Source organism: Arthrobacter sp. Soil_N43, from assembly GCF_057655195.1.
This window is the reverse complement of sequence record NZ_JBDGML010000122.1, coordinates 1-19,403: the sequence shown is the minus strand read 5'-3', so window position 1 is coordinate 19,403 and position 19,403 is coordinate 1. Positions and strand designations below refer to the sequence as shown.

19 protein-coding genes and 2 pseudogenes are annotated in these 19,403 nt (G+C 66.4%); 6 read left to right on the top strand and 15 right to left on the bottom strand.

Going from position 1 to position 19,403, the window contains the following annotated elements; genetic code table 11:
* From aspA to AC3A3W_RS19390, 4 genes and pseudogenes are all read right to left on the bottom strand, one after another.
* Nucleotides 1–174 (bottom strand): annotated as a pseudogene (gene aspA, locus AC3A3W_RS19405) (aspartate ammonia-lyase); the annotation flags it as partial.
* A gap of 240 nt (nt 175–414) precedes the next feature.
* Nucleotides 415–1,122 (bottom strand): FadR/GntR family transcriptional regulator, encoded by a 708-nt coding sequence (locus AC3A3W_RS19400; RefSeq protein ID WP_487444725.1) that lies wholly within the window; start codon nt 1,120–1,122, stop codon nt 415–417.
* 57 nt (nt 1,123–1,179) lie between these two features.
* The gene (locus AC3A3W_RS19395; protein WP_487444723.1) at nt 1,180–2,979 is read right to left on the bottom strand and encodes a RecQ family ATP-dependent DNA helicase; all 1,800 of its coding nucleotides are present in this window, start codon (nt 2,977–2,979) and stop codon (nt 1,180–1,182) included.
* 67 nt (nt 2,980–3,046) lie between these two features.
* Nucleotides 3,047–3,337: a YegP family protein gene (locus tag AC3A3W_RS19390; RefSeq protein ID WP_487444722.1), complete on the bottom strand. Its 291-nt coding sequence runs from the start codon at nt 3,335–3,337 to the stop codon at nt 3,047–3,049.
* A gap of 167 nt (nt 3,338–3,504) precedes the next feature.
* On the opposite strand from AC3A3W_RS19390, the gene AC3A3W_RS19385 reads away from it, so the two are divergent.
* The 4 genes from AC3A3W_RS19385 (at nt 3,505) to AC3A3W_RS19370 (ending at nt 8,433) form a co-directional block, all read left to right on the top strand.
* Nucleotides 3,505–3,921: an ester cyclase gene (locus AC3A3W_RS19385; RefSeq protein WP_487444721.1), complete on the top strand. Its 417-nt coding sequence runs from the start codon at nt 3,505–3,507 to the stop codon at nt 3,919–3,921.
* 61 nt (nt 3,922–3,982) lie between these two features.
* A complete protein-coding gene (locus AC3A3W_RS19380) occupies nt 3,983–4,318 on the top strand; it encodes a cupin domain-containing protein (protein ID WP_205651369.1) in 336 nt (111 codons plus the stop codon).
* A 347-nt stretch (nt 4,319–4,665) separates the two neighbouring features.
* A complete protein-coding gene (locus tag AC3A3W_RS19375) occupies nt 4,666–5,742 on the top strand; it encodes a TM2 domain-containing protein (RefSeq protein ID WP_487444719.1) in 1,077 nt (358 codons plus the stop codon).
* Between the two features lie 288 nt (nt 5,743–6,030).
* Nucleotides 6,031–8,433, top strand: a complete 2,403-nt coding sequence (locus tag AC3A3W_RS19370) for a hypothetical protein (RefSeq protein WP_487444717.1) — start codon at nt 6,031–6,033, stop codon at nt 8,431–8,433.
* Here AC3A3W_RS19370 and AC3A3W_RS19365 read toward each other — a convergent pair.
* The 8 genes from AC3A3W_RS19365 to phnD all read right to left on the bottom strand — a co-directional run bounded on the left by AC3A3W_RS19365 (nt 8,414) and on the right by phnD (nt 15,593).
* Entirely contained in the window at nt 8,414–9,097 is a 684-nt protein-coding gene (locus AC3A3W_RS19365; protein ID WP_487444716.1) for a haloacid dehalogenase type II, read from the bottom strand. The genes AC3A3W_RS19370 and AC3A3W_RS19365 overlap by 20 nt on opposite strands.
* A gap of 160 nt (nt 9,098–9,257) precedes the next feature.
* On the bottom strand, nt 9,258–10,256 hold the full coding sequence (locus AC3A3W_RS19360; RefSeq protein ID WP_487444714.1) for a DUF6454 family protein: 999 nt from the start codon (nt 10,254–10,256) through the stop codon (nt 9,258–9,260).
* Between the two features lie 11 nt (nt 10,257–10,267).
* Entirely contained in the window at nt 10,268–11,329 is a 1,062-nt protein-coding gene (locus AC3A3W_RS19355) for a glycerophosphodiester phosphodiesterase (protein ID WP_487444712.1), read from the bottom strand.
* Between the two features lie 296 nt (nt 11,330–11,625).
* Nucleotides 11,626–12,234 (bottom strand): TetR/AcrR family transcriptional regulator, encoded by a 609-nt coding sequence (locus AC3A3W_RS19350; protein WP_487444711.1) that lies wholly within the window; start codon nt 12,232–12,234, stop codon nt 11,626–11,628.
* Nucleotides 12,227–13,012, bottom strand: a complete 786-nt coding sequence (locus AC3A3W_RS19345) for a tyrosine-protein phosphatase (RefSeq protein ID WP_487444709.1) — start codon at nt 13,010–13,012, stop codon at nt 12,227–12,229. Before AC3A3W_RS19345 ends, AC3A3W_RS19350 begins: the two co-directional genes overlap by 8 nt.
* A 7-nt stretch (nt 13,013–13,019) precedes the next feature.
* The gene (gene phnE, locus AC3A3W_RS19340) at nt 13,020–13,901 is read right to left on the bottom strand and encodes a phosphonate ABC transporter, permease protein PhnE (RefSeq protein ID WP_487444708.1); all 882 of its coding nucleotides are present in this window, start codon (nt 13,899–13,901) and stop codon (nt 13,020–13,022) included.
* The gene (gene phnC / locus AC3A3W_RS19335; RefSeq protein WP_487444706.1) at nt 13,870–14,703 is read right to left on the bottom strand and encodes a phosphonate ABC transporter ATP-binding protein; all 834 of its coding nucleotides are present in this window, start codon (nt 14,701–14,703) and stop codon (nt 13,870–13,872) included. The genes phnE and phnC overlap by 32 nt, the downstream gene beginning before the upstream one ends.
* Entirely contained in the window at nt 14,700–15,593 is an 894-nt protein-coding gene (gene phnD, locus AC3A3W_RS19330) for a phosphate/phosphite/phosphonate ABC transporter substrate-binding protein (protein ID WP_487444704.1), read from the bottom strand. The genes phnC and phnD overlap by 4 nt, the downstream gene beginning before the upstream one ends.
* A 269-nt stretch (nt 15,594–15,862) precedes the next feature.
* Between phnD and AC3A3W_RS19325 the strand changes: the two genes are divergently transcribed.
* Both AC3A3W_RS19325 and AC3A3W_RS19320 read left to right on the top strand, forming a co-directional pair.
* Nucleotides 15,863–16,480: a DUF1326 domain-containing protein gene (locus tag AC3A3W_RS19325; RefSeq protein WP_487444702.1), complete on the top strand. Its 618-nt coding sequence runs from the start codon at nt 15,863–15,865 to the stop codon at nt 16,478–16,480.
* A gap of 11 nt (nt 16,481–16,491) precedes the next feature.
* Complete coding sequence (locus AC3A3W_RS19320) at nt 16,492–17,364, top strand: DUF2182 domain-containing protein (protein WP_487444700.1); 873 nt, start codon at nt 16,492–16,494, stop codon at nt 17,362–17,364.
* A gap of 53 nt (nt 17,365–17,417) precedes the next feature.
* Here AC3A3W_RS19320 and AC3A3W_RS19315 read toward each other — a convergent pair whose 3' ends face one another.
* From AC3A3W_RS19315 to AC3A3W_RS19305, 3 genes and pseudogenes are all read right to left on the bottom strand, one after another.
* Nucleotides 17,418–18,497, bottom strand: a complete 1,080-nt coding sequence (locus AC3A3W_RS19315; protein ID WP_487444699.1) for a glycerophosphodiester phosphodiesterase family protein — start codon at nt 18,495–18,497, stop codon at nt 17,418–17,420.
* Nucleotides 18,498–18,600: 103 nt separating this feature from the next.
* Nucleotides 18,601–19,083: pseudogene (locus tag AC3A3W_RS19310) on the bottom strand (ornithine decarboxylase); the annotation flags it as partial.
* Nucleotides 19,084–19,253: 170 nt separating this feature from the next.
* A partial coding sequence (locus AC3A3W_RS19305) for a hypothetical protein (protein ID WP_487444726.1) occupies nt 19,254–19,403 on the bottom strand: 150 nt, incomplete at its 5' end.

Sequence of the window (19,403 nt, the reverse complement as noted above, 5' to 3'; positions counted from 1 at the left end):
GGCGGCGAGGCCGCGGACCAGGTGCATGTTGGTGGAGAGCGGCTGGCCGGTGATGGGGAAGTTCTCCACCGCGCGGAGCGTGTGGACGCCCCAGTAAGCGCCCGCGGGGACATCCCGGTCACCGAGCAGATCATGCTCGGAACGAACGGCGGTGTCGGTGCTGATGATGGTCAAAGGGGGGTCCTCACGGCTTCGTTGACGGGTGTGCTGGATGTAGTGGTCTGCCGCGGCCGGCTGGTGGCCGCGGCGAAATGGAACGCTGGCGTTCCGCATTGCAGTGTGATTGGGCCTGGCTATGGCCAGTGGGGCTGACGCCGTCCCGAGGGCAAGCTGTCCCGGGCGCAAGCTGCTCGGTTGGACCGCCGGCCGTGGTTCAGGACTCGGACAGGTATCAGCGACTGGTCAGGTAATCGGTCAGTTCCCGCCGCCGGGGACGAGGCTGCCCAGGGCACACTCCACACCGTGGAGGTGCCGCGTCATGGCCCTGGACGCTTCCTGGGCGGACCCGCGCTCGATGGCAGCGAAAATGCGGGCATGCTCGCGGTCGGATTCCTTGCGCCGGTCTGCCACCAGGTTCAGGGTGTTCGACTGGTCACCCATGGCCTCGCGGATGTCGGTCAGGACGCCCACAAAGACCCCATTGCCGCTGCACCGGGCAATAGTGGCGTGAAATTCAGCGTTCAGCAGGATCCACTGCTGCAGGTCATCTTCATCCGACATGGCCCCGAGAATTTCGCGAAGCGCCTCCACGTCTTCAGCAGTCCGGCGTTCGGCGGCGAGGGCAGCGGCGGGCACCTCGATATGGGGGCGCGCCTCCACCAAGTCACGTGCCGAGTATTTTCCGAGCTTCAGGTCCTGGGCAACCCGGTCGGCGATGACGAAGGTGCCCTTGCCGGTGAACGTCGCAGTGAGCCCGAGCGCGTTGCACGACTTCAGTGCTTCCCTGACCATGGACCGGCTGACGCCGTACTGCTGGGCAAGGGATGCTTCCGAGTCCAACCGCGCGCCGACCGGAATCTTGCCGCCCTCAATGGCATTCCGGAGGGAGGCGAACACGGCTTCGGCGGCGCCGACCCGAATCACTTTATCTTGTCCAACTGTCCAGCTGTCCAACAGGTTCATGCCTCGAATATGGCACGGGTCACGCGCGGCTGTCAACAGGTGACGCAGGCTGGGGGCTCACTCCGCCAGCGTGAGCAGCTTTCCCTCGGTCACGGCCTGCCGGGACAGCGTCTTGTAGCCCTCCTGCTCGAAGAGCACAGTGATCACGTCCTCCTCGTGCCGCATCACCAGGCCCGGCCCCCATTCCTTGTGCACCACGGCGGCCTGGAGCGGGAAAGGTTCCCCGCCAGCGGCGGCCGCGGCGCCGTCGTCGTAATCCTCCTCGTAGGCGGTGCCGTCGGTGCAGGTATCGCAGTTGCCGCACGGCTCCGGGAGGTCCTCGCCGAAGTAGCCCAGCAGGAACTGCCGGCGGCAGGCGTCCGTCTCGGCGTAGCCGCGCATCATCTCGATGCGGGAGCGGTCCACGCGCTGGCGTGCTTCGGCGAGTTCGACGGCGCGTTCCACCACCGTGGGCAGTTTGGCGCCGGATTCCAGCCGGATGCCGCGCTTTCCGGTCCTGACGGCGCGGGTTTCCTGCAGCTGGTTCAGCAGCCCGGTGAGCTTCCGCGGGGAGAGCCCGGTCTGCCCGGCCAGCGCCTTCTGCGTCAGCGGTCCGTCGGCGGCGCGCAGGGCTGTGAGGACTGCCAGCAGCGACTCCTGGTCCGGGGTGTGGGTGCCGAAGAACCGGCGCAGCCCCAGGTCCTCGGGCCGGTAATGGAGCACGGCGGCGGCAGGTTCGCCGTCGCGCCCGGAGCGGCCGATTTCCTGGTAGTAGCTGTCCAGCGACTCGGGGATGTCGGCGTGGACGACGAACCGGACGTTGGGCTTGTCGATGCCCATGCCGAACGCGGTCGTGGCGACAATGACGTCCAGCTGGTCGTCGAGGAAGCGGTCCTGGACGCTGTCCCGCTCGCCCTGCTTGCGCCCGGCGTGGTACGCCTCGGCCCGCAGGCCGCGTTCGGTGAGCTCGGCAGCGTAGGTCTCGGTGTCCTTGCGGGTGGCGGCGTAGAGGAGGCCCGGACCTCCAAGTCCGGCGACCTGCTCCACCACGGCGCGGCGCTTGTCCTTGTCCTCAAGGTGGCGGAGCACCTCAAGGCGGATGTTGGGCCGGTCGAAGCCGTGGACCAGGACCAGTGGGTCCTTCATGCGGAGGCGCTGCTGGATTTCATCGCGGACCGGGGGAGAGGCCGTTGCGGTGAGGCCGACGACCGGCGGGTTGCCCAGCTGTCCGCGGACCTCACCGAGGCGCAGATAGTCGGGGCGGAAGTCGTGGCCCCAAGAGGAGACGCAGTGGGCCTCGTCCACCACGAACAGCGCGACGTCCAGGGCCGCCAGCCGCTCCACGGTTTCGGCCTTGGCCAGCTGTTCCGGTGCCAGGAACAGGAAGACCGCGTCGCCGCGTTCGGCCGCTTCCCAAGCGCCGTTCACCTCGGAATCGCTGCGGCCGGAGTTGATGGCGACGGCGGCCTCCCCGCCGAGATCCTCCAGCAGGCCGTCCAGCTGGTCCTCCTGCAGGGCTATCAGCGGGGAAACGACGACGGCGGGACCGCGCCGTGCGCCGGCACCCGGACCGCCGTTGCTGTCCTCCCGGGCCACCCGGTGCAGGTGCAGTGCGGCCACCTGGTAGATGGCTGATTTGCCGTAGCCCGTGGGCATGACGGCCAGGACGTCGCGGCCCTGCGCCAGGGCCCGCATGCCGGCGAGTTGGCCGTCCCGGAGGTGGGCGAGCCGGAAGGTTCCGGCGGCAAGCCGGCGGAGGCCGGCGTCGGGGTCTGTGCTGCCGCCGGTGGCGGGCGCGGCTGAATCAGCTGGGGATGCTGATGCTTCAGCTGCGGCTGCGGCTGCGTTGCCGGCGGGTGGGGCGGGGGCCTCGGTCATGGGGCAGCTCCGTGGGGCGGTCCAATGGCCGGGTGTCTTCAGCCGTGAAACCCACCCTACCTGCCGTTCAGAGGGAGTGGGCGCCTCGGACCACGGCCGGGAATCGCGTATGGGAATGGATCCGCGCGGTTGCCTGGGCGGGCCTGGACTTGGGGATGATGACTTCCCCGTGGCCGCCGCGGCTCATGTCGCGGATGAGGCCGGTGCCGGCAATCTCCCTGGTCAGGGAAATTCCCGCAACGGCCGCCTGCTTCGACGGGTACGTCACCGAGACCGCCACCAGGCGTCCCGTCCCGTCCAGAAGCCTGACGCGGAAGCCGCCGTCCGGAGCATCGATGAGCTCAAAGTGTCCAGCCATGACAAATCCCTCCGTTCGTGCTGCGTTCTCTTTCTCTATTTTGCGCCTTATCGGCCAGAACGGCTGGTCTCTGCGGCTGGCGAATTCAGGAAGCAACTCGCCATTGTCCGTCCAGCGCGCCGGTGGGAAAATCTAGCTGCCCAATACGAACCACTAAGGAGCCTGAAATGGCTGGCGGAACGGGATTGATCAAGCGGTTTTACGACGAGGTGCTGGTGGGCGGTAATTTGTCGCTCATCGACGAGCTGGTGATGGACGACGTCGTCGATCACGAGGAAGGTTTTCCGGGGCAGCCGCCAGGCAAAGAGGGCGTGCGGTTCTACGTCAACACCATCCGGACGGCGTTTCCGGATCTGTCGGTCAAGACCGTGGAACCGGCGCTGGCCGAAGGCGACCTGGAAGCCGCCCATTCGATTCTCACGGGAACCCACCAAGGGGATTTCGCCGGTATTCCCCCCAGCGGCAACAGCGTTGAATTTTCCGGGGTCGACATCATCCGCGTCGTGGACGGCAAGGTAGCCGAGCACTGGGGCTCAACAGACACGTTGAGCCTGATGCAGCAGATCGGGGCCGTGCCACGGTAGCCGTCCGGCAAAGCCCTTTCTGCCCATACCGCTTCGCCCCTCCGGTGGGTACGGTGGCCACATGCAGAAGATTTCGATTGAGGCACTGGCCACGCAGCAACTCGAGGCTGCGCGTTCTGTCAGCAGCGGACGGGCTGCCGACACCGTGTTCGGCGGTCACGAGAAGGTGATGCGCCAGACCGTCATGGCGCTTAAAGCCGGGACCAGTCTCAGCGAGCACCAGAACCCGGGGGAGGCAACCATTTTTGTCCTCCGCGGCTCGCTCTGGCTGCGGTCCGGAGGGGAATCATGGCAGGGCAAATCCGGGGATTTGCTGATCATCCCGAACGGTCTGCACAGCCTGGATGCGGAGGAGGATTCGGCCTTTTTGATGACGGTGGCGAAGATCACATCTTAGGCGCTGGTGACCTTCGCCGCACCCGGATGGACAGTGCTGTTTTGACTGTCCGGGCACGTGTACTATCCCTTCAGGGGGCGGAGACGCCGCAGCGTCAAACTGGGGGTTATGCGCGCATGTGTAAGCGATGAAGACGTGTGAAATCACTCGCATGAACTTGCCGTGCCGTCCGGTATCCCCAGCTCTCAAAGCCGAGAACCCGGACCATCCCCCAGCACACCTGTAGCCTCCCTGCCCACTGAGCCGTTGGTCGCCCCCAACGGCTCAGCAGCCACCCCCCGTCATTCGCCGCAAACCACCCCACCCACCTCGGTGACCCCTGCCGTCACCAGCCTGAAAGGACAGCCATGAGCCAGCCCGGCCATACCCCGCCACCACCGCCGGCCGCCGACTACACCACCTACGGCGCGCCGGGATTTCCCGGGCAGCAATATGGCTCAAGCCAGCAGTATGGCTCCGGTCAACAGTACAGCTGGCAGTTCGGCGCGGCTCCGCAGAAGTCCTTCCTTGCCGCCTGGCTGTTTGCGCAGTTCCTCGGCGGACTGGGCGTGGACCGCTTCTACCTTGGCAAGATCGGCACGGGCATCGCCAAGCTTCTCACCCTCGGCGGCCTCGGAGTCTGGACGCTCGTGGACCTGATCATCACGCTGGCGGGGAAGCAGACGGACAAAAACGGCCGGCCGCTGGCCGGGTACGCGCAGCACAAGGTGCTCGCGATCGCGGTCTCGGCGGTGCTGGTGGTGGGCGGAATGATCGTCGGCGCGATTACGGGGGCGGCGGCGGCCCTGGCCCTCCAGGGCGCGGCCACGTCGCCGATCGTCTCGGCTGCGCCGCTCACGGAGGCGCCCGCTGCTTCTGACCCGTCCGAGTCGGCACCCGCCGCGTCCCAGGAAGCGGTTGCCGGTGACGACCGTCCCCGTCTGGCCGCCCGGTCCTTCGCGGGGACCGGAGACGCCATCAAGACGGTGGACCTGCAGGGCATGCCAGCTCTGGTGACCTTCACCTGCAAGGCGTGCACCGGCAACACGGTTCTCGAGACCGACGGGGCAGAGATCATGCTGGTGAACACCGTGGGAAGCTACAGCGGCTCCCACCTGGTGGACACCAGCACCGGATACGCCACGTCCGAGTTCGCCATCAGCGCCGACTCGGCCTGGACCCTCAAGGTGGAGGATGTGGATGCCGTCCCCACGGCAGCAGGCGCGGCACGCGGACATGGCGACGCCGTCATTTTCTGGGATGCACCCAGCGACAGGGCCGCCATCACCAACAAGGGAGACGGACAGTTCCTGGTGGAGGGCTTTGGGGCCGAAATCCCGGAACTGCCGGTCGACGACGAGGGCAGCTACAGCGGAACGGTCCGGCTGACGCCCGGCTTCGTGCAGATCAAGTCCCAGGGTGACTGGACGCTGACCGCGAAGTAGGAACTTTTTGGGTGGAGATTGCCTTGGCTGGCCACCGCGCTGAATGACAGAAATGGCCCCGCCGGATTTACCGGCCGGCGGGGCCATTTGTTTTGTTTTCGAAGGCCTTCCCTTTGCGGTGGCATAAAGTGCAAAATAAGCCGTATCGGCTCCTAAGGTCGGCGAAAAACCATGTGCAGAGAAGTTTCGGGCGCATCTGCTTCGATACGTGCGAACAATGTGAAAAGCCTCCACGATCGACACCGGCTACGAAAAGCCAGGGCCGCGCTTCTCGGCATTCTTTTAGGATTGGCTATTTGTTGCGGCCCCGGGACTGCAGCATTTGTCCCCGCAGGGGGAGCTGAAGCGGCCGAGGCCAGTACAGTTGCGGCGCCACTGCAGGCCCTCCAAAACGCCTGCGCACTGGCGCAACGGCTTACGACCGCCGGAAAACCGGCGGAGGCACTGGCGCTGATTGACCGGATCCGTGGTCCCGTCCCGCCCCAGACCCAGACGCCTAACAGGGCCTGCGAACAGGAACGGCTCAACGCCATCATCGCGGCCCAACAGGCAGGGCCCGCGGCACCGGCCCCGACCACTCCGGCGCAGCAGGCCGGGAACGACTGGGACCGGTTTGTAAAGAACTGGGCGACGCCGTGGGTGCCCGTGGGATCGGCAATTCTGGGGCTTGTTGTCTTCTTTCTGGTGCTCGGGCGTCTTCTGGTCTTCGTGCCGAGAATGCCCTTTTTCAAGATCGGTTCAGGGTGGCGGGCAGGACTGCTGTTCGGCGGGCTAGGCCTGATACTCCTGGGTTCCTGCGGTATTGTCTCTGGGCTGGGAGGGGCATCGGCGGGCGCCGGCGGTGCCTCGCTAGCCGGCGCTTTATGGGGAATAGTGGTCTTCGAAGGGGGATTCGTTGCCCTGGCGGGTGCCGTGGCTTTGGCCTTCTACCTCAGTAGCAGGCTGCGGGTCGCGCTGGACGTCCGGGGTGCGGACGGTAAAACCAACGAGGCTGACAGCACGCACATTGTTGCACTTCTGCATGAGCTTGGCGCCGCGCCTCCACGAGGAATCGAGATGCCTGTCGGCACCGACGTCAAAGCCCTCGACGACACCGCCTTGGCCGTCGCGTTAAGTAACAAGCTTCTGGCCGCCGCCCAAAAGATCCTCACGTCCATGTTCGGGGTCACGCCGTGGAGGGCGACGGTTTCACCGGTTGGCGAGAACCTGCTGGCGGTTGCCCTGACAAGGAATGGCTGGACCGTCGGCGCGGCCAGCATTGACAGGAAGGCGCTCGGCCTGTCCGGGGACCCCGCGGGAGCCCCGTCGCCCGCGGGAAAGGGGCCGGCCACGAAGGCGGGAACGGATGCGCGGACCGAACTGCACAAAATGGCGGCCGCGTTCATTCTCGCCACGCTCGCGCGCAAGCATCACGGGTTCGAGGGTCTGTGTGGTGCCACGGATTGGCGGAGCCTCGGATTGCACTCTATTGCGACGACGGGCCAGTGGGCCGATGCCGGGACGGCAGAGGCGCTTTTGGGCAAAGCGGTAGATCTGGATCAGGGGAGCATGCTCGCCGACATTGCGTTGCAGTACTACCGGCTGCGGAAAGAAGACGGGCGAAAGGCACTGGCCGGGTATGCGGAATGGTTGGATGCTAAGGCCTCGGGAATCAGGCTCGACATTGATGCAGGGGTGAAATCGTGGGCCGGGTACGGTGCACTGCTGTACCGGGTTGAGATGACCTTCCTCAGTGTGGTGCTCAACCTGCCAATGCTGCCTGAATTCGACGAGCTGCGTGCCAAAGGCAGGGCTGTGGCCCGCGGGCTGCTGATCGAGCTCCCGCCCGGCCGTGATGTGCCCGTCCCCGGACCGCTGGCCCACTCCATGCTCCTGCACGCGGCACTGGCCTACCACGATCTCTCCGCACCGGGCGACGCGCAGTTCCGAGAGTCAGGCCTCGGCTACAACCCGGCAATGGTCCCTCACTTCGTGGACTGGTATGAAGAGGCTCTGGGTTCTGTTGCCCCGGAGACGGCCTACGCTGCGGCGTGCAGCATCGCCAGGGAGAGCGGACTGTCCCAGGAAGAAAAGGAAGAAAAAGTCATTGAACGGCTCGGCTACGCCTTCACCGACCCCGGAATCAAGGCCTGGGCGAGGTCCGACCCGGAGCTGCAGGGACTGCTCGGCAGCAGCATCAAGTTTCGCGAGTTCATGGGGCTGAAGCCCCGGGATGACTACTGGAAACTTGACCCCTTCGTGCCCTATGAGAAGCAGCTGCGTGCGGCGGGTGTGGCTCGCCCCGGGGACCTGACGGCGGATGCAACAGGGCCCCACGATATTAGGGTTGACCTCCAGCTGAGCCCGTTCGTGTTTGCGCGGCTGGTCAGGCTGGCATCCTTGGTTCGCCGCGCTGAAGCGGTGGTGTACAGCGCCGAGAACAGCGGCGTTTATCGGTTCCGGGTAGAGGTGGTTGCCGCGATGGTGCGGGCGGGAATTGAATCCCCGGAGGAAATCAATGAGGCGTGGATTTCTGACTCGGCGGTGCCCGGCCATCAGCCCGACTTCATTACCAAGCTCAGGAACAGCCTGCTTCAGCGCATCATGGAGGCCCCTGAAGCGAGTGCCTTGAAGGCCTGGCTGCGGGCGCTGAAGAATACGCCTGCGGGCGGTTCCACGGCAGAGCCCGAAACTACTCCGGCCGGACGGTGAGCGTACGCGCAAGCTCGGGCAGCGACGTCACCGTGTAATCGGGTTCTGCGAAGTAGGCCGGGTAGGGCGCCCCGGAGCGGTTGACCCATGCGGTGCCGAGCCCGGCCCGCGCGGCGCCGTGGATGTCCCAGGGGTGGACCGCCACCAGGAGCATCTGCTCCGGGTCGGTGCCGCAGGCGGCTGCGGCAAAGTCGTAGGCGCCGCGGGCAGGCTTCCAGGCCGGGGCCTCATCGACGGACAGCAGGAGATCGAAGCTGTCCCGGATCCCGGCGGCATTGAAGAGATTCTCCGCGACGTCGGCGGAACCGTTGGTCAGCGTGGCGAGCCGGTAACCGGCCGCTTTCAGGGCGGAGACGCCGTCCGGCACATCGGGGTGGACTTCCAGCCCCGCCATGCCTTGCATGATGTGTTCCACGGCCGCGTCCGCCTCCATCGTCAGGTCCATGCCGGCGAGCAGCCCGCGCAGCGCCTCGGCACCGATTTCGGCGAAGGCGCTGTTGTCCCCGACCGCCGTGAGCGCGAATCCATCGCGCAGCAGCGTGGCGAACCACAGTTTGGCGAGCGACGCCGGGGCGCCGGCTTCCGCGAAGCGGTCAGCCAGAGGAGACATGTCGGACAGGGTTTCGTTGACGTCGAAGACGATGACGGACGGGGCGGTTCTCACGGCATGGCTCCTTCTGGGGCGGCTGGTCATGCCCAGTCTTGCCGCTGCGGGGCCCGAACGGTAGGCCCTGGCACAACATGCGGGAGCGGGCGGCCCAACGTAGGCGTTGTGCCACCCGCTCCCTGACATGGTCCCTGACATGATCCCTGCCAGGCGGTTCCTACCTGACGGGCTTGACCGTCGCTTCGTAGGTGAGGATTTCCGTACCGTTGCCCTCTTCGGCGTCGTCCGGCGCCACATGCATGGTCAGGTGGTTGCTGTCCGCCGTGAGCTTGAAGGGGTTCCGGGTGGCGGCGTGGCCGGCCGTGGACCACTTTTGAAACGGCACGTCATGCAGGGTTGCCTTCTTGGCGAGGTCGATCAGGGCCATGCCGCCCAGCTCGTATGCCGCCGTCGTGCCGCCCGCGGCCGGGGTCTGGGGCAGGACGGTAACCCCGGCACACAGCGCCTGGGAGCTGGCTACATACTGGCAGTCCTGGTAATCGATGAAGTGGTTCGGGTTCTGCCAGGTGGCGAGCTGCTTGCCCTTGAGGTTCCACTCCGCGAACCTCCGGGAGCCCCAGGTGTGGCCCACTAGGTGCCCCGTCTGGCGGTCCATGACGACGCCGCCGAAGTGGTCGGGGACCTCGAACTGCTTTTCCGCCTGGAGGGTAGCGGCGTCGACGCGGTAAATGATGGAGCTGCTGTTGGGCCGGTACTGGGCAACGGACACCCAGATGTTCTTTCCGTCGAAGTCCAGTCCGCCGGGGTGGTACATGGCGCCTTCGCCCAGGATGATGTCCTTTTGCAGCTTCCCGGCCTTGTCCATCACAAACAGGTGTCCGACGCCCTTCCCGGCCGTGCGGTCGTACCCGTCGCGCGGGGACGGGTACTTGACGGTGCGTTCCACGATTTCCACGGACGACAGAAAAATGTAGTCGTTCGTGTAGGCGATGCCCTGCGGGTGGTGTGTGGGGAATTCCAGCTTCAGCTTGCCCGTCAGTTCCCAGCTGGTGGTGCGGTCAACGGCCTTGAAACTGTCGGCCAGGACAGAGTCGGCTGCGGTGCTGTCATTGGTGCCGGACCGGGGTGCCGCCTGGGCGGCGATTCCGCTGCCGGCAGCGAGGATGATGACGGCCGCTGCGGCCGCAAGGAGGCCGCGGGTACGTGTCGGGCTCATGGGGGTGCCTTTCAGGAACGTGAGTAGCTCTTGGGGAGCTTCAAGGAGTGCTCGGTCATGACGTCGCGGAGGCGGTCGGGATAGTCGGTGATGATCCCGTCGACGCCTGTGGAGAAGAGCGCGCGCATGGTCGGCTTGTCGTCCACGGTCCACGGAATGACCTGCATTCCCGCGTCGTGGGCCCGTTCGACCATGTCAGAGGTGACGTAGGGGGTGTACCCGGCGTCCTCCACGGTCCCGTTCTGGGGTGTTCCGTGGACAGGGGAGATGGCGTCGAATCCCAGGTGGGACGCTGCCGCCACGAGGTCTCCGTCAAAATCGTCCGCGTCGATGCCGCCGAGCCATGGCGAGCTGCCGGGCTGGCCGGCCTGGAGGAAGTCCTTGTTGGTCAGGGCGACGGTGCGGATGTGGGGGTCCGTCTCCTGGACGAGGCGCAGTGTGCCCCAGTCAAAGCTCTGGACGGAGGCGCGGTGCTGCATGTTGGCGGCCTTTATTTCCTTCAGCGCGACGGCCACGAACTGTTCGCGGGGAGCCGTCTGCTCCGGAGCGCCGGCCTCGACTTTCGTTTCGATGTTGAATTTCACCTGGCTGGCCCCGTACGAGTCCACAAGCGCGAACACTTCCGCGAGGGTGGGCATCGTTTCCCCGGGCGCGGCCTGCTGCCCGGGGAACTGGGGGAGGGTGCGGCTTCCGCAGTCGAGGGTGCGGACCTGGCTGAAGGTCAGGTCTTTGACGTATTTCCCGACGTACGGGAACTGGGGGTCCCCGGGCGTGACAGGGGCGGTGTCAGAGCACTTCATTCCGCTGATCTTGCGGTCGTGCGTGACGACTTCGCGGCCGTCCTTGGTGATCTGCAGATCAAGTTCAAGAGTGGTCACGCCGGTTTTGAGAGCCTTGGCGAACGCAGGAAGGGTGGACTCGACCGTCAGCCCCAGTCCGCCGCGGTGGGCCTGCAAGTCAAAGTGGTTGTCGCTGCCGTTCGGGTTGGTGTCGGCAGCCTGCGCCGGCAGGGATGTCCCCAGCGCCAGTCCGGTGCACATGGCGGCCGCGGTCAGCAGCTTCGCGTAGTTCATCTGTTGTCTCCAAGTTGGTGTCATGCCCGTTATGAGCACCATCCAGTCTGGGCAGTTCGCGGAAACCGGCGGTGCCGCACCGGTGGAGAGCAGATGACGGACCGGTGAACGCAGTCCGGGCGGGCAGCATGCGAAGAGCCCCGCACTGGCTGAGGCGAGTGCGGGGCTTCCCCCCAGGTACATCACGGCTGTGTCCATCGCGATGCCCGTACTTGGAGGTTAGGAGAACGCGGGGACAACCGGATCCAACGCACGCTGAACATCTGGTGAAAATTTGCCGGTGGCTGTCGCACCGTTCATTCGTTCCTGGCTGGCCTGGCACCCCGGAAGACGAGCTGCACGGCCCCCCGGACCCGGGCACGCGTCTCGGCCGGATCGGAGGGCGCCCGGACCACGAACTGGTAGTAGTACAGGCCGTTGATGAGGTCGATGACTGCCTCGACGTCAACTGACGGGTCGATCTCGCCGGTGGCGACGCCCCGCCGGATCTCCTCGGCAACCGGTTCACGGCGCCGGGCGACGTGGCGGTTCCAGGACAAGGCCCGCAGTTCCTCGTTCTCCAGGCCCATGGCCACGCGCTTCTTAACGAGGGTGCTGACGCGGCCCTCGACGGCCAGCGACGCCTGTTCGTAGCTGTTGAGGATCGTCTCCAGGCTGGTGTTCCCGGGAATCAGCTCGACGTCGGACCGCACGCTGTCCAAGGCTGCAGCGAGCAGCTCTTCCCGGCTGGCCCAGCGCCGGTAAACGGCGGCACGGCTGACGCCCGAACGCTCCGTGATGGCGGAGATGGTGACGTCCTTGGTGTCCCCCTCGAGGAGCAGGTCCACCGTGGCCGAGAGGACCGCCGCCTCCAGCGAGGTGTCCCGCGGCCGGCCTGGCCGGCGGGCTGCCAGCGTGTCAGTCACGGGCATCCACCAGCCGCCCGCGCAGCAACGTGATCACGGAATCACTTAGTCCCGCGCGGCGGACGGGCTCCGCAACGCTGCCGTGCCGCCCCACCAGGATCCGCTGCATGGCATCCATCGAGGCCGCGTGTGCCCCCATCATGGCGCCCTGGTGCTGGCCCGCGGTCAGCTGCGTTTCGGGGATAAGCTGCCCGAGGATCGCCCGGAGCCGCGGGTAGAGGCGCGGCAGCCGGGTGGCCGTTGCGGCGTAGTCGGCGGAAACGGTTTCCGTGGCGGCTCCCAGCAGGGAGAGCACGACGGCGGCGAAGACTCCCGTGCGGTCCTTGCCTGCCGCGCAGTGAAAGACGGTGGCGCCGTCGTTCATCGCCACAAGCGTGACGCCCACCGCGAGCTGGCGGGCCTGGGACTCCACGAGATCTGCGTACCAGGCGCCTACCAGCTCCGGCGTTGCCGAGGCGGACATGAGCTCGCGGCTGATGTTTTCGGGCATGGACACCGAAGCGGTCAGGGCAAGGTGGTGGTAGTTGACGCCCGGCAGCGTGAGGGGTCCGCGGCCGGTCAGCAGTGCCTCCTCGGGTGAGCGGAGATCGATAACGCTGCGGACGCCGTCGTCGATCATCTGTTGGGCGAAGGCGGCGGGCATCACGGAGACGTCGTCGCTGCGCAGCAGCACACCGGAGCGGGTCACCCCGCCGTCGACAGGCAGGCCGCCGAGGTCGCGGAGGTTGACGGGGGCCAGGTCCGGTTCAGCCGGGTCGAGGGTCAGTGTTTGCGGCATGGGGTTCCTAACTGAGCTTGGCGCGGATGAAGGCGCTGAGTCGGTCGATGATGCTGACCAGGACGATGATGCTGATGATGATGGCGCAGAGGTGGCCGTAGTCGTACATGCGCATGGCGGTGGTGAGTTCCAGGCCGATGCCGCCGGCGCCCACGAGGCCCAGGATGGTGGCGCCGCGGACGTTGCCTTCAAAGAGGAGCAACGTGTAGCTGACCAGCAGGGGAGCGGCCTGCGGGAGGACGGCGTAGGTGATGATCTGGCGTTTGTCCGCACCCACGGCGGTGAGCGCCTCCACCGGCCCTGGCTGCACGGATTCCATGGCCTCGGCGTAGATCTTGCCGATGGATCCCACCGAACCAAGCACGATGGCGAGGATGCCGGCGAACGGGCCCAGGCCCACGGCCGAGACGAACATGAGCGCGTAGATGAGTTCCGGAATCGAGCGCAGCACATTGAGGACGGTCCGGCAGGCAGCGTAGATCCAGCGCGGGGCGATGTTGCTGGAGGCGCCGAAGCTCAGCAGCAGGGACGCGAGCGCGCCGAGCACGGTGCCTACCACGGCCATCTGCAGCGTCTCGATCAGGAGTGTGGCAATGACACCGAACTTGTCGAACGTGGGCGGGAAGAGCCGGGAGAGGAAGTCGCCCATGTTGGGAAAGCCGCTGACCAGTTTGTCCGGGTTGAGGCCTGCGCCGGCACCAGCCCAGACGAGGACGACGGCGATGACCGCCCACAGCGCGGCGCCGCGGGCAGTGGGGAGGCTGAATGGGCGGGAGAGACGGAGCCGGTCGGCTTCCGGAAGCGCGGTGGCTGGCACTCCGGGTTCGGCCGGATAAGTTTCAGTTTGCTGGGCTTCTTCAGTTTTCGAGGAGTTCAGTGTCGGTGCCATAGATCCGGTGCACCTCCTTTTCGGTGATGTGGGCCGCGGGGCCGGCGAAGAGAACCTCGCCGGAGTGCAGGCCGAGGACACGGTCGGCGTAGCGGCGGGCGAGGCCGACGACGTGCAGGCTGACGATGACGGGGATCTGTTCCTGCCGGGCGATGTCGCGCAGCAGGCCCAGGATGTTTCCGGCGAGGCGCGGATCCAGGGAGGCGACGGGTTCGTCGGCGAGGATGAGGCGCGGCTGCTGCATCAGGGCGCGCGCGATGGCGACGCGCTGCTGCTCGCCGCCGCTGAGGCTGCGGCACTGCTGCTTCGCCTTGTGGGCCAGGCCCACGCGGTCCAGCAGGTCCAGGGCCTGAGCCCGCTGGGCTGAGCTGAAGGTGCCGAAGATGTTGATGGGCCCGGAATCGTGCAGTCCGCCGGTGAGCACGTTGGTCAGGGCACTGAGCCGGGGGACCAGGTTGAAGTGCTGGAAGACATGGCCGACGTCGGCCCGGAGTTCCCGTAGTCCTGCCGGTGACTGCCGGAGGACGTCCCGCCCGGCGACGTCGAGCGCGTCAGCGGTGAAGGGGGTGATCCCGGTGAGGGTTTTCATGAGCGTGGATTTCCCGGAGCCGGAATGGCCGAGGAGGGCCACCACTTCGCCGGGACGCACGTCCAGGTCGACGTTGTTGAGGGCAACCTGCTCACCGTACTGGACGCGGAGGCGGCGGCCCACGACGGTAGGGGGTGCCGCCGTCGGGCGTTGCTCCTGTGGTGACGGCAGGGAGCCCGCGGCGGCCGGACGTGTAACGGCTGTGCTGGTCATCGGAGGTCCTCGAGGTCCACGCCGACGGACTCGGCCACGTCCACGAGGGGGGCGTAGGTGCTGAACTCGGGGTCCGTGGTGGGCTCGCCGGTGAGGCCGAGGGTCTTGGCCACCTTCTTGTTGCCGGCCATCAACGCGGGCAGCTTGTCCTTGAGGGCCTGGCGCGCCTGCTCGTCGAGGTCCTTGCGGACCACTACGGAGATGCCGACGGGGATGGGATCGGACTTGGCGATGATCTTCACGTTGTCCTCGGTGAAGACCTTCTTCTCGAGGAAGGTGGGGTACAGCTGGCGGGCGGTGCAGGCCACATCCACGTTGCCGTTCACCATGGCCATGACCGCGGAGTCGTGCGAGCCGGCGAAGGTGCTCTTGTAGTCAGTGCCGTCGGTGAGGCCGGCTTTGGCCAGCAGGGACTTGGGCATGAAGTAGCCGGTGGTGGAGCCGGGGTCCACGAAGGCCACCTGGCGGCCCTTGACGTCGGCCGGGGTGTTGATGCCACTGTCCGTCCGGGTGAGGCAGAAGCTGGCAGGTTCGCTGCTGGCGCCCCAGACCAGGAGCGGGTCCACGCTGTCCGTCTTGTAGGCGAGGGCGGCAGAGAACTGGCTAAGCACGGCCACGTCCACCGAGCCGTTGCGGACGGCCTCCACCACGCCGAGGTAGTCTGCGGGCTGGAGGTTTTTGACAGTGCGGCCGGAGGACTCGCCCACCATCGTGGCGAGGTCTGCCATGATCTGCTGCTCCTCGGGATCGTCGGTGCCCGGGGGCGTGGCGAAGACGAGTTCTTTGGAAGCGGAGTCCGTTCCGGAGGCGGCGCTTGCCCCTCCGGAACATCCGGTGAGGGCGAGCAGGCCGATGAGTGAAGCGGCGGTGATGCCTGCACGTGCGTGCATGGTGGAGCCTTCCGTCAGTGTTGGGGGTGACGGAATTACGAAACCACCGGTATCTGAATCGGAATTACGAGACCGCCATACCTTGAATGGCGCGAAGGTTAATTTCGGTGGTTGGGTCCTGTGAAACCCGACGTAGTAACGGCATATTGACACGCAGATGACCCGGGAATAGCGTCTGCCTTAACGGGGCTTTCCGCCCCGTTTCTAAGTATTTTCGGCGCCGACACCGGGCCGCTTCTGCTTGGCGAGGGCGCCTGCGAGGAGTCCTCATGTCCTGGGAAATGTCCGGAAAGTATGTTGGCAGCTGCAATTGCCAGTTGATTTGTCCCTGCCCGGTCGACGGCGTGCCCACCGGTCCGGACGGCGAATGCCGTGGCGTGAATGTCTTCCATATCGCGAGCGGAAGACTCGATGATACGGATCTCTCCGGCGTCGACTTCGCCTTCTGCAATTGGTTCCCTTCGAACCTCACCGCGGGCGGCTGGAAGGTGGGAGTCGTCGTGGACGATGGCGCATCCGAAGCGCAGGCCAGTGCCTTGGAAAGCATCCTTCACGGCGAGGCCGGCGGCCCGTTCGCGGATTTCGCCGCGCTGTATGGGGAATGGCTGGGCGTGGAGCGCGGAAGCATCACGTTCTCAGAAGGTGACAACCCGGCCGCCTCGGTGGCGGGGCGGGCGAGCTACACATTCGAGCCGCTTCCCGGACCCGGCGGCGGCGTGACCACCGTCAAGAACGCGCTGTTCGGCTTCGCCCCGGAATTCCGGATCGGCAAAGCGCCCGGACACTCGGAGCTCTTCGGGCTCGAGTTCGACGGGGTCTACGGTGAGACCTCGGACTTCACCTTCGCCACTGAGATGGCCGAGGACGCCCCCAGGGGCAGGGTCTGAGCCGGCTGCCCATGCCGCGCAGAAAACTGTTCACGAGAGGCGGCGCGCACGGCCCTGTGCGCGCCGCCGTTTCCGCCGCCGCGCCGTCCGGCTCTTCCGGCGCCGCGTCCCTCCCGAGTGCATCCGCGTCCAGGATCGATGCGCGGGAGGCAGGTCTCATCGCCGTCCTGCTTGGGCTCGCCGCTGCGAGTTGGGTCTTCAATGCGGCGCAGATGGGCGGGATGGACATGGGCCGCTGGACGGACCCCGGCCCGCTGGGTTTCTTCGTCGCGACGTGGGTGGTGATGCTGGCGGCCATGATGTTCCCGTCCGTTGCGCCGATGGTTATTGCCTATGACCGGATACACAGCCACCGACGCCGGACGGGACGCTACGCACCGCCGGGGAGCACCGCCGTCTTCGTGGCCGGTTACCTGGTCTCGTGGACGGCCTTCGGCCTGGTGGCCTACTCGCTCTACGCGTTGGTTGCGGCACAGTCTCCGGGTCTGTTCGCCTCTGACCAGGGAGGCCGCTATCTGGCCGCCGGAGTAATCATGCTGGCGGCTGTCTATCAGCTGACGCCGGCCAAGAACGTCAGCCTGATGAAATGCCGGACGCCCATGGACTTCATCCTGCACCGCATGCGCCACGGGTACGGTGGTGCGCTGCGCATGGGGCTGGAGCATGGTGCGTGGTGCGTCGCGTGCTGCTGGGCACTGATGACGGCGCTGTTCGCGCTCGGTGTGATGAGCATCGGCTGGATGGCGGTGATCGGGGCGTTCATCGCCGGCGAGAAGATGCTCCCGTGGAAACGGCTCGCAAACCGCTCCGTGGCGGTGGCGCTCGCGGTCATTGCCCTGAGTATCGCCCTGACGCCCGCGGCGACGGGCGGGATGGGGATGTAAAACGGCCGCCCCCACAGGGGGCGGCCGCCGTCGTACTTCCTAAAGGGTGACGATCAGCTGTTGAGCGCGTACGGCTTCGGGAGCTTGAGGCCGCGCTGGTCCATGAGGGTTCGCAGGCGGGTGGGGTAGTCGGTGATGATGCCGTCCACGCCGAGGTCCATCAGGCGGGCCATGTCCGCGGTGGTGTTGACGGTCCACGGGATGACGGGCAGGCCGAACTCGCGGGCTTCGGCGATCATCTGCGGGGTGACGGAGCGGAAGGCTGGGGAGATGATGTCGTAACCCTGCGCCTTGGCGGCCTTGGCGAGGGAACCGTCATAGTCGTCGATGTCGATGCCGCCGAGGTTCGGGCTGGCGCCGGGCTTGCCGACCTCGAGCCAGGCGTCGCCGCTGGAGAGTGCCACGAGGGGGAGCTGGGGTGCGATCTTCTTGGTGAAGTTGAGCGAGGACCAGTCGAAGGACTGCACGGTGGTGCGGTGGGAAATGCCGGCCTTGTAGATCTCGATGACCACGGCCTTGGTGAGCGCCAGCATGCCTTCGCCGCCGGCCTGACCGTCCTCCACCTTGGTCTCCACGTTGAAGCGGACCTTCCTGGCGTTATGGCTGGCTGCCAGGTCGTAGACGTCCTTGAGCTCGGCGATCTTATTGCCTTCGATTACGTCCTGCTCCGGGTAGCCGGGCAGCTGCATGTAGCCGCAGTCCAGGGTCTTGATCTGCTCGAGCGTCAGGTCCGCGACGCGGTCGCCCACGTAGGGGAATTCGGCGTCGCCGGGGACGGCCGGGTCGGTGTCGCGGCACTTGGTCGCCTGGATGGCGTCGTCGTGCCAGACCACCACGCGGCCGTCCTCGGTCAGGTGCGTGTCCAGCTCCAGCGTGGTCACGCCCAGCTCCAGGGACTTAGCGAAGGCCGCCAGGGATTCCTCGGTCCATTCCCCGCGGCCCCCGCGGTGGGACTGCAGGTCAAACGAGCCGTTGCGTTCGCTGGTCTTGACGGCGTTGGTGTCCGACGACGGTACGGTTCCCGCAGCGTTCAACGACGGCGTGCCGGCCTCCGCGGCCGGGGCGGCGACGGCGGGGCTCGCCATGGCGGCGATGAGCGCGGCGGCGGCCGCGGCGGTCAGGACTGTGCGCATGGTGATGGTTCCTCCCGGATGACGGTGGTCGGCGCTGAGCCGCCGACCCGTCCACCGTAGGAAGGCCAGATGGACAGCCGTGTGCGGGGAGCTTGATGGGAGGTTAACAGGTCTGGCAACTGCAGCCGGTCGCCGCCACGACCCCGTACCCGTGCTGACGGTTGTAGCCGCGGATTTCTCTCGTATCGAGGGCACACATAAAGGAGAGACTTGCCGCGGTGACGGCCTGGCCGGGGACGAGGACGGGAAAACCCGGGGATACGGGGTGACGAATCCGGCTGAGATCATTTCCTCTCCCGCGCTCACCCGGCGGGCGGGCTCATGGGGTGTGAGATGGAAAACTGCGTCGGACTGATATGTATCGAAATAAGCGGCAAGTTTGACGGGGACTTCGATGAGGTAGGCCACTGCGCTGCGTGATGTTCCGATGTTGATCATGAGCAGAACGCTGTTCCGTGACGTTTTATTGACTTGGATGCCGAACCGATCCATCAGGTGCAGGTGCCAGCAGTGGGTGGCGGGCGACGGCCTGGGCGATGCTGATGGCAAGGTCGGCTTGTCGCTGCACGAGTTCGTATCCCTCGAGCAGCCGGCAGACACTGCTGGGCGTTCCCACGGCGTGCTGTGTGACCGCAGCGGGCGGAGAGCTCTCAGCGGAACCAGCGTTGAGAAGAGGCCGAGGGAGGCGGCGGCGTTGCCAATGATCGAGCTTGTCGAAAGCCTCGATCCCGACAAGCTCGATCAGCGGTGTGCTGGTTAGTTTGTTTCGTTCATGGGGATGCGGACGCCGCGTTCCTTGGCGACCTCGAGGGCGCGGTCGTAGCCGGCGTCGGCGTGGCGGATGACGCCCATGCCGGGGTCGTTGGTGAGGAGGCGTGCGAGTTTTTCGGCGGCGAGGTCGGTGCC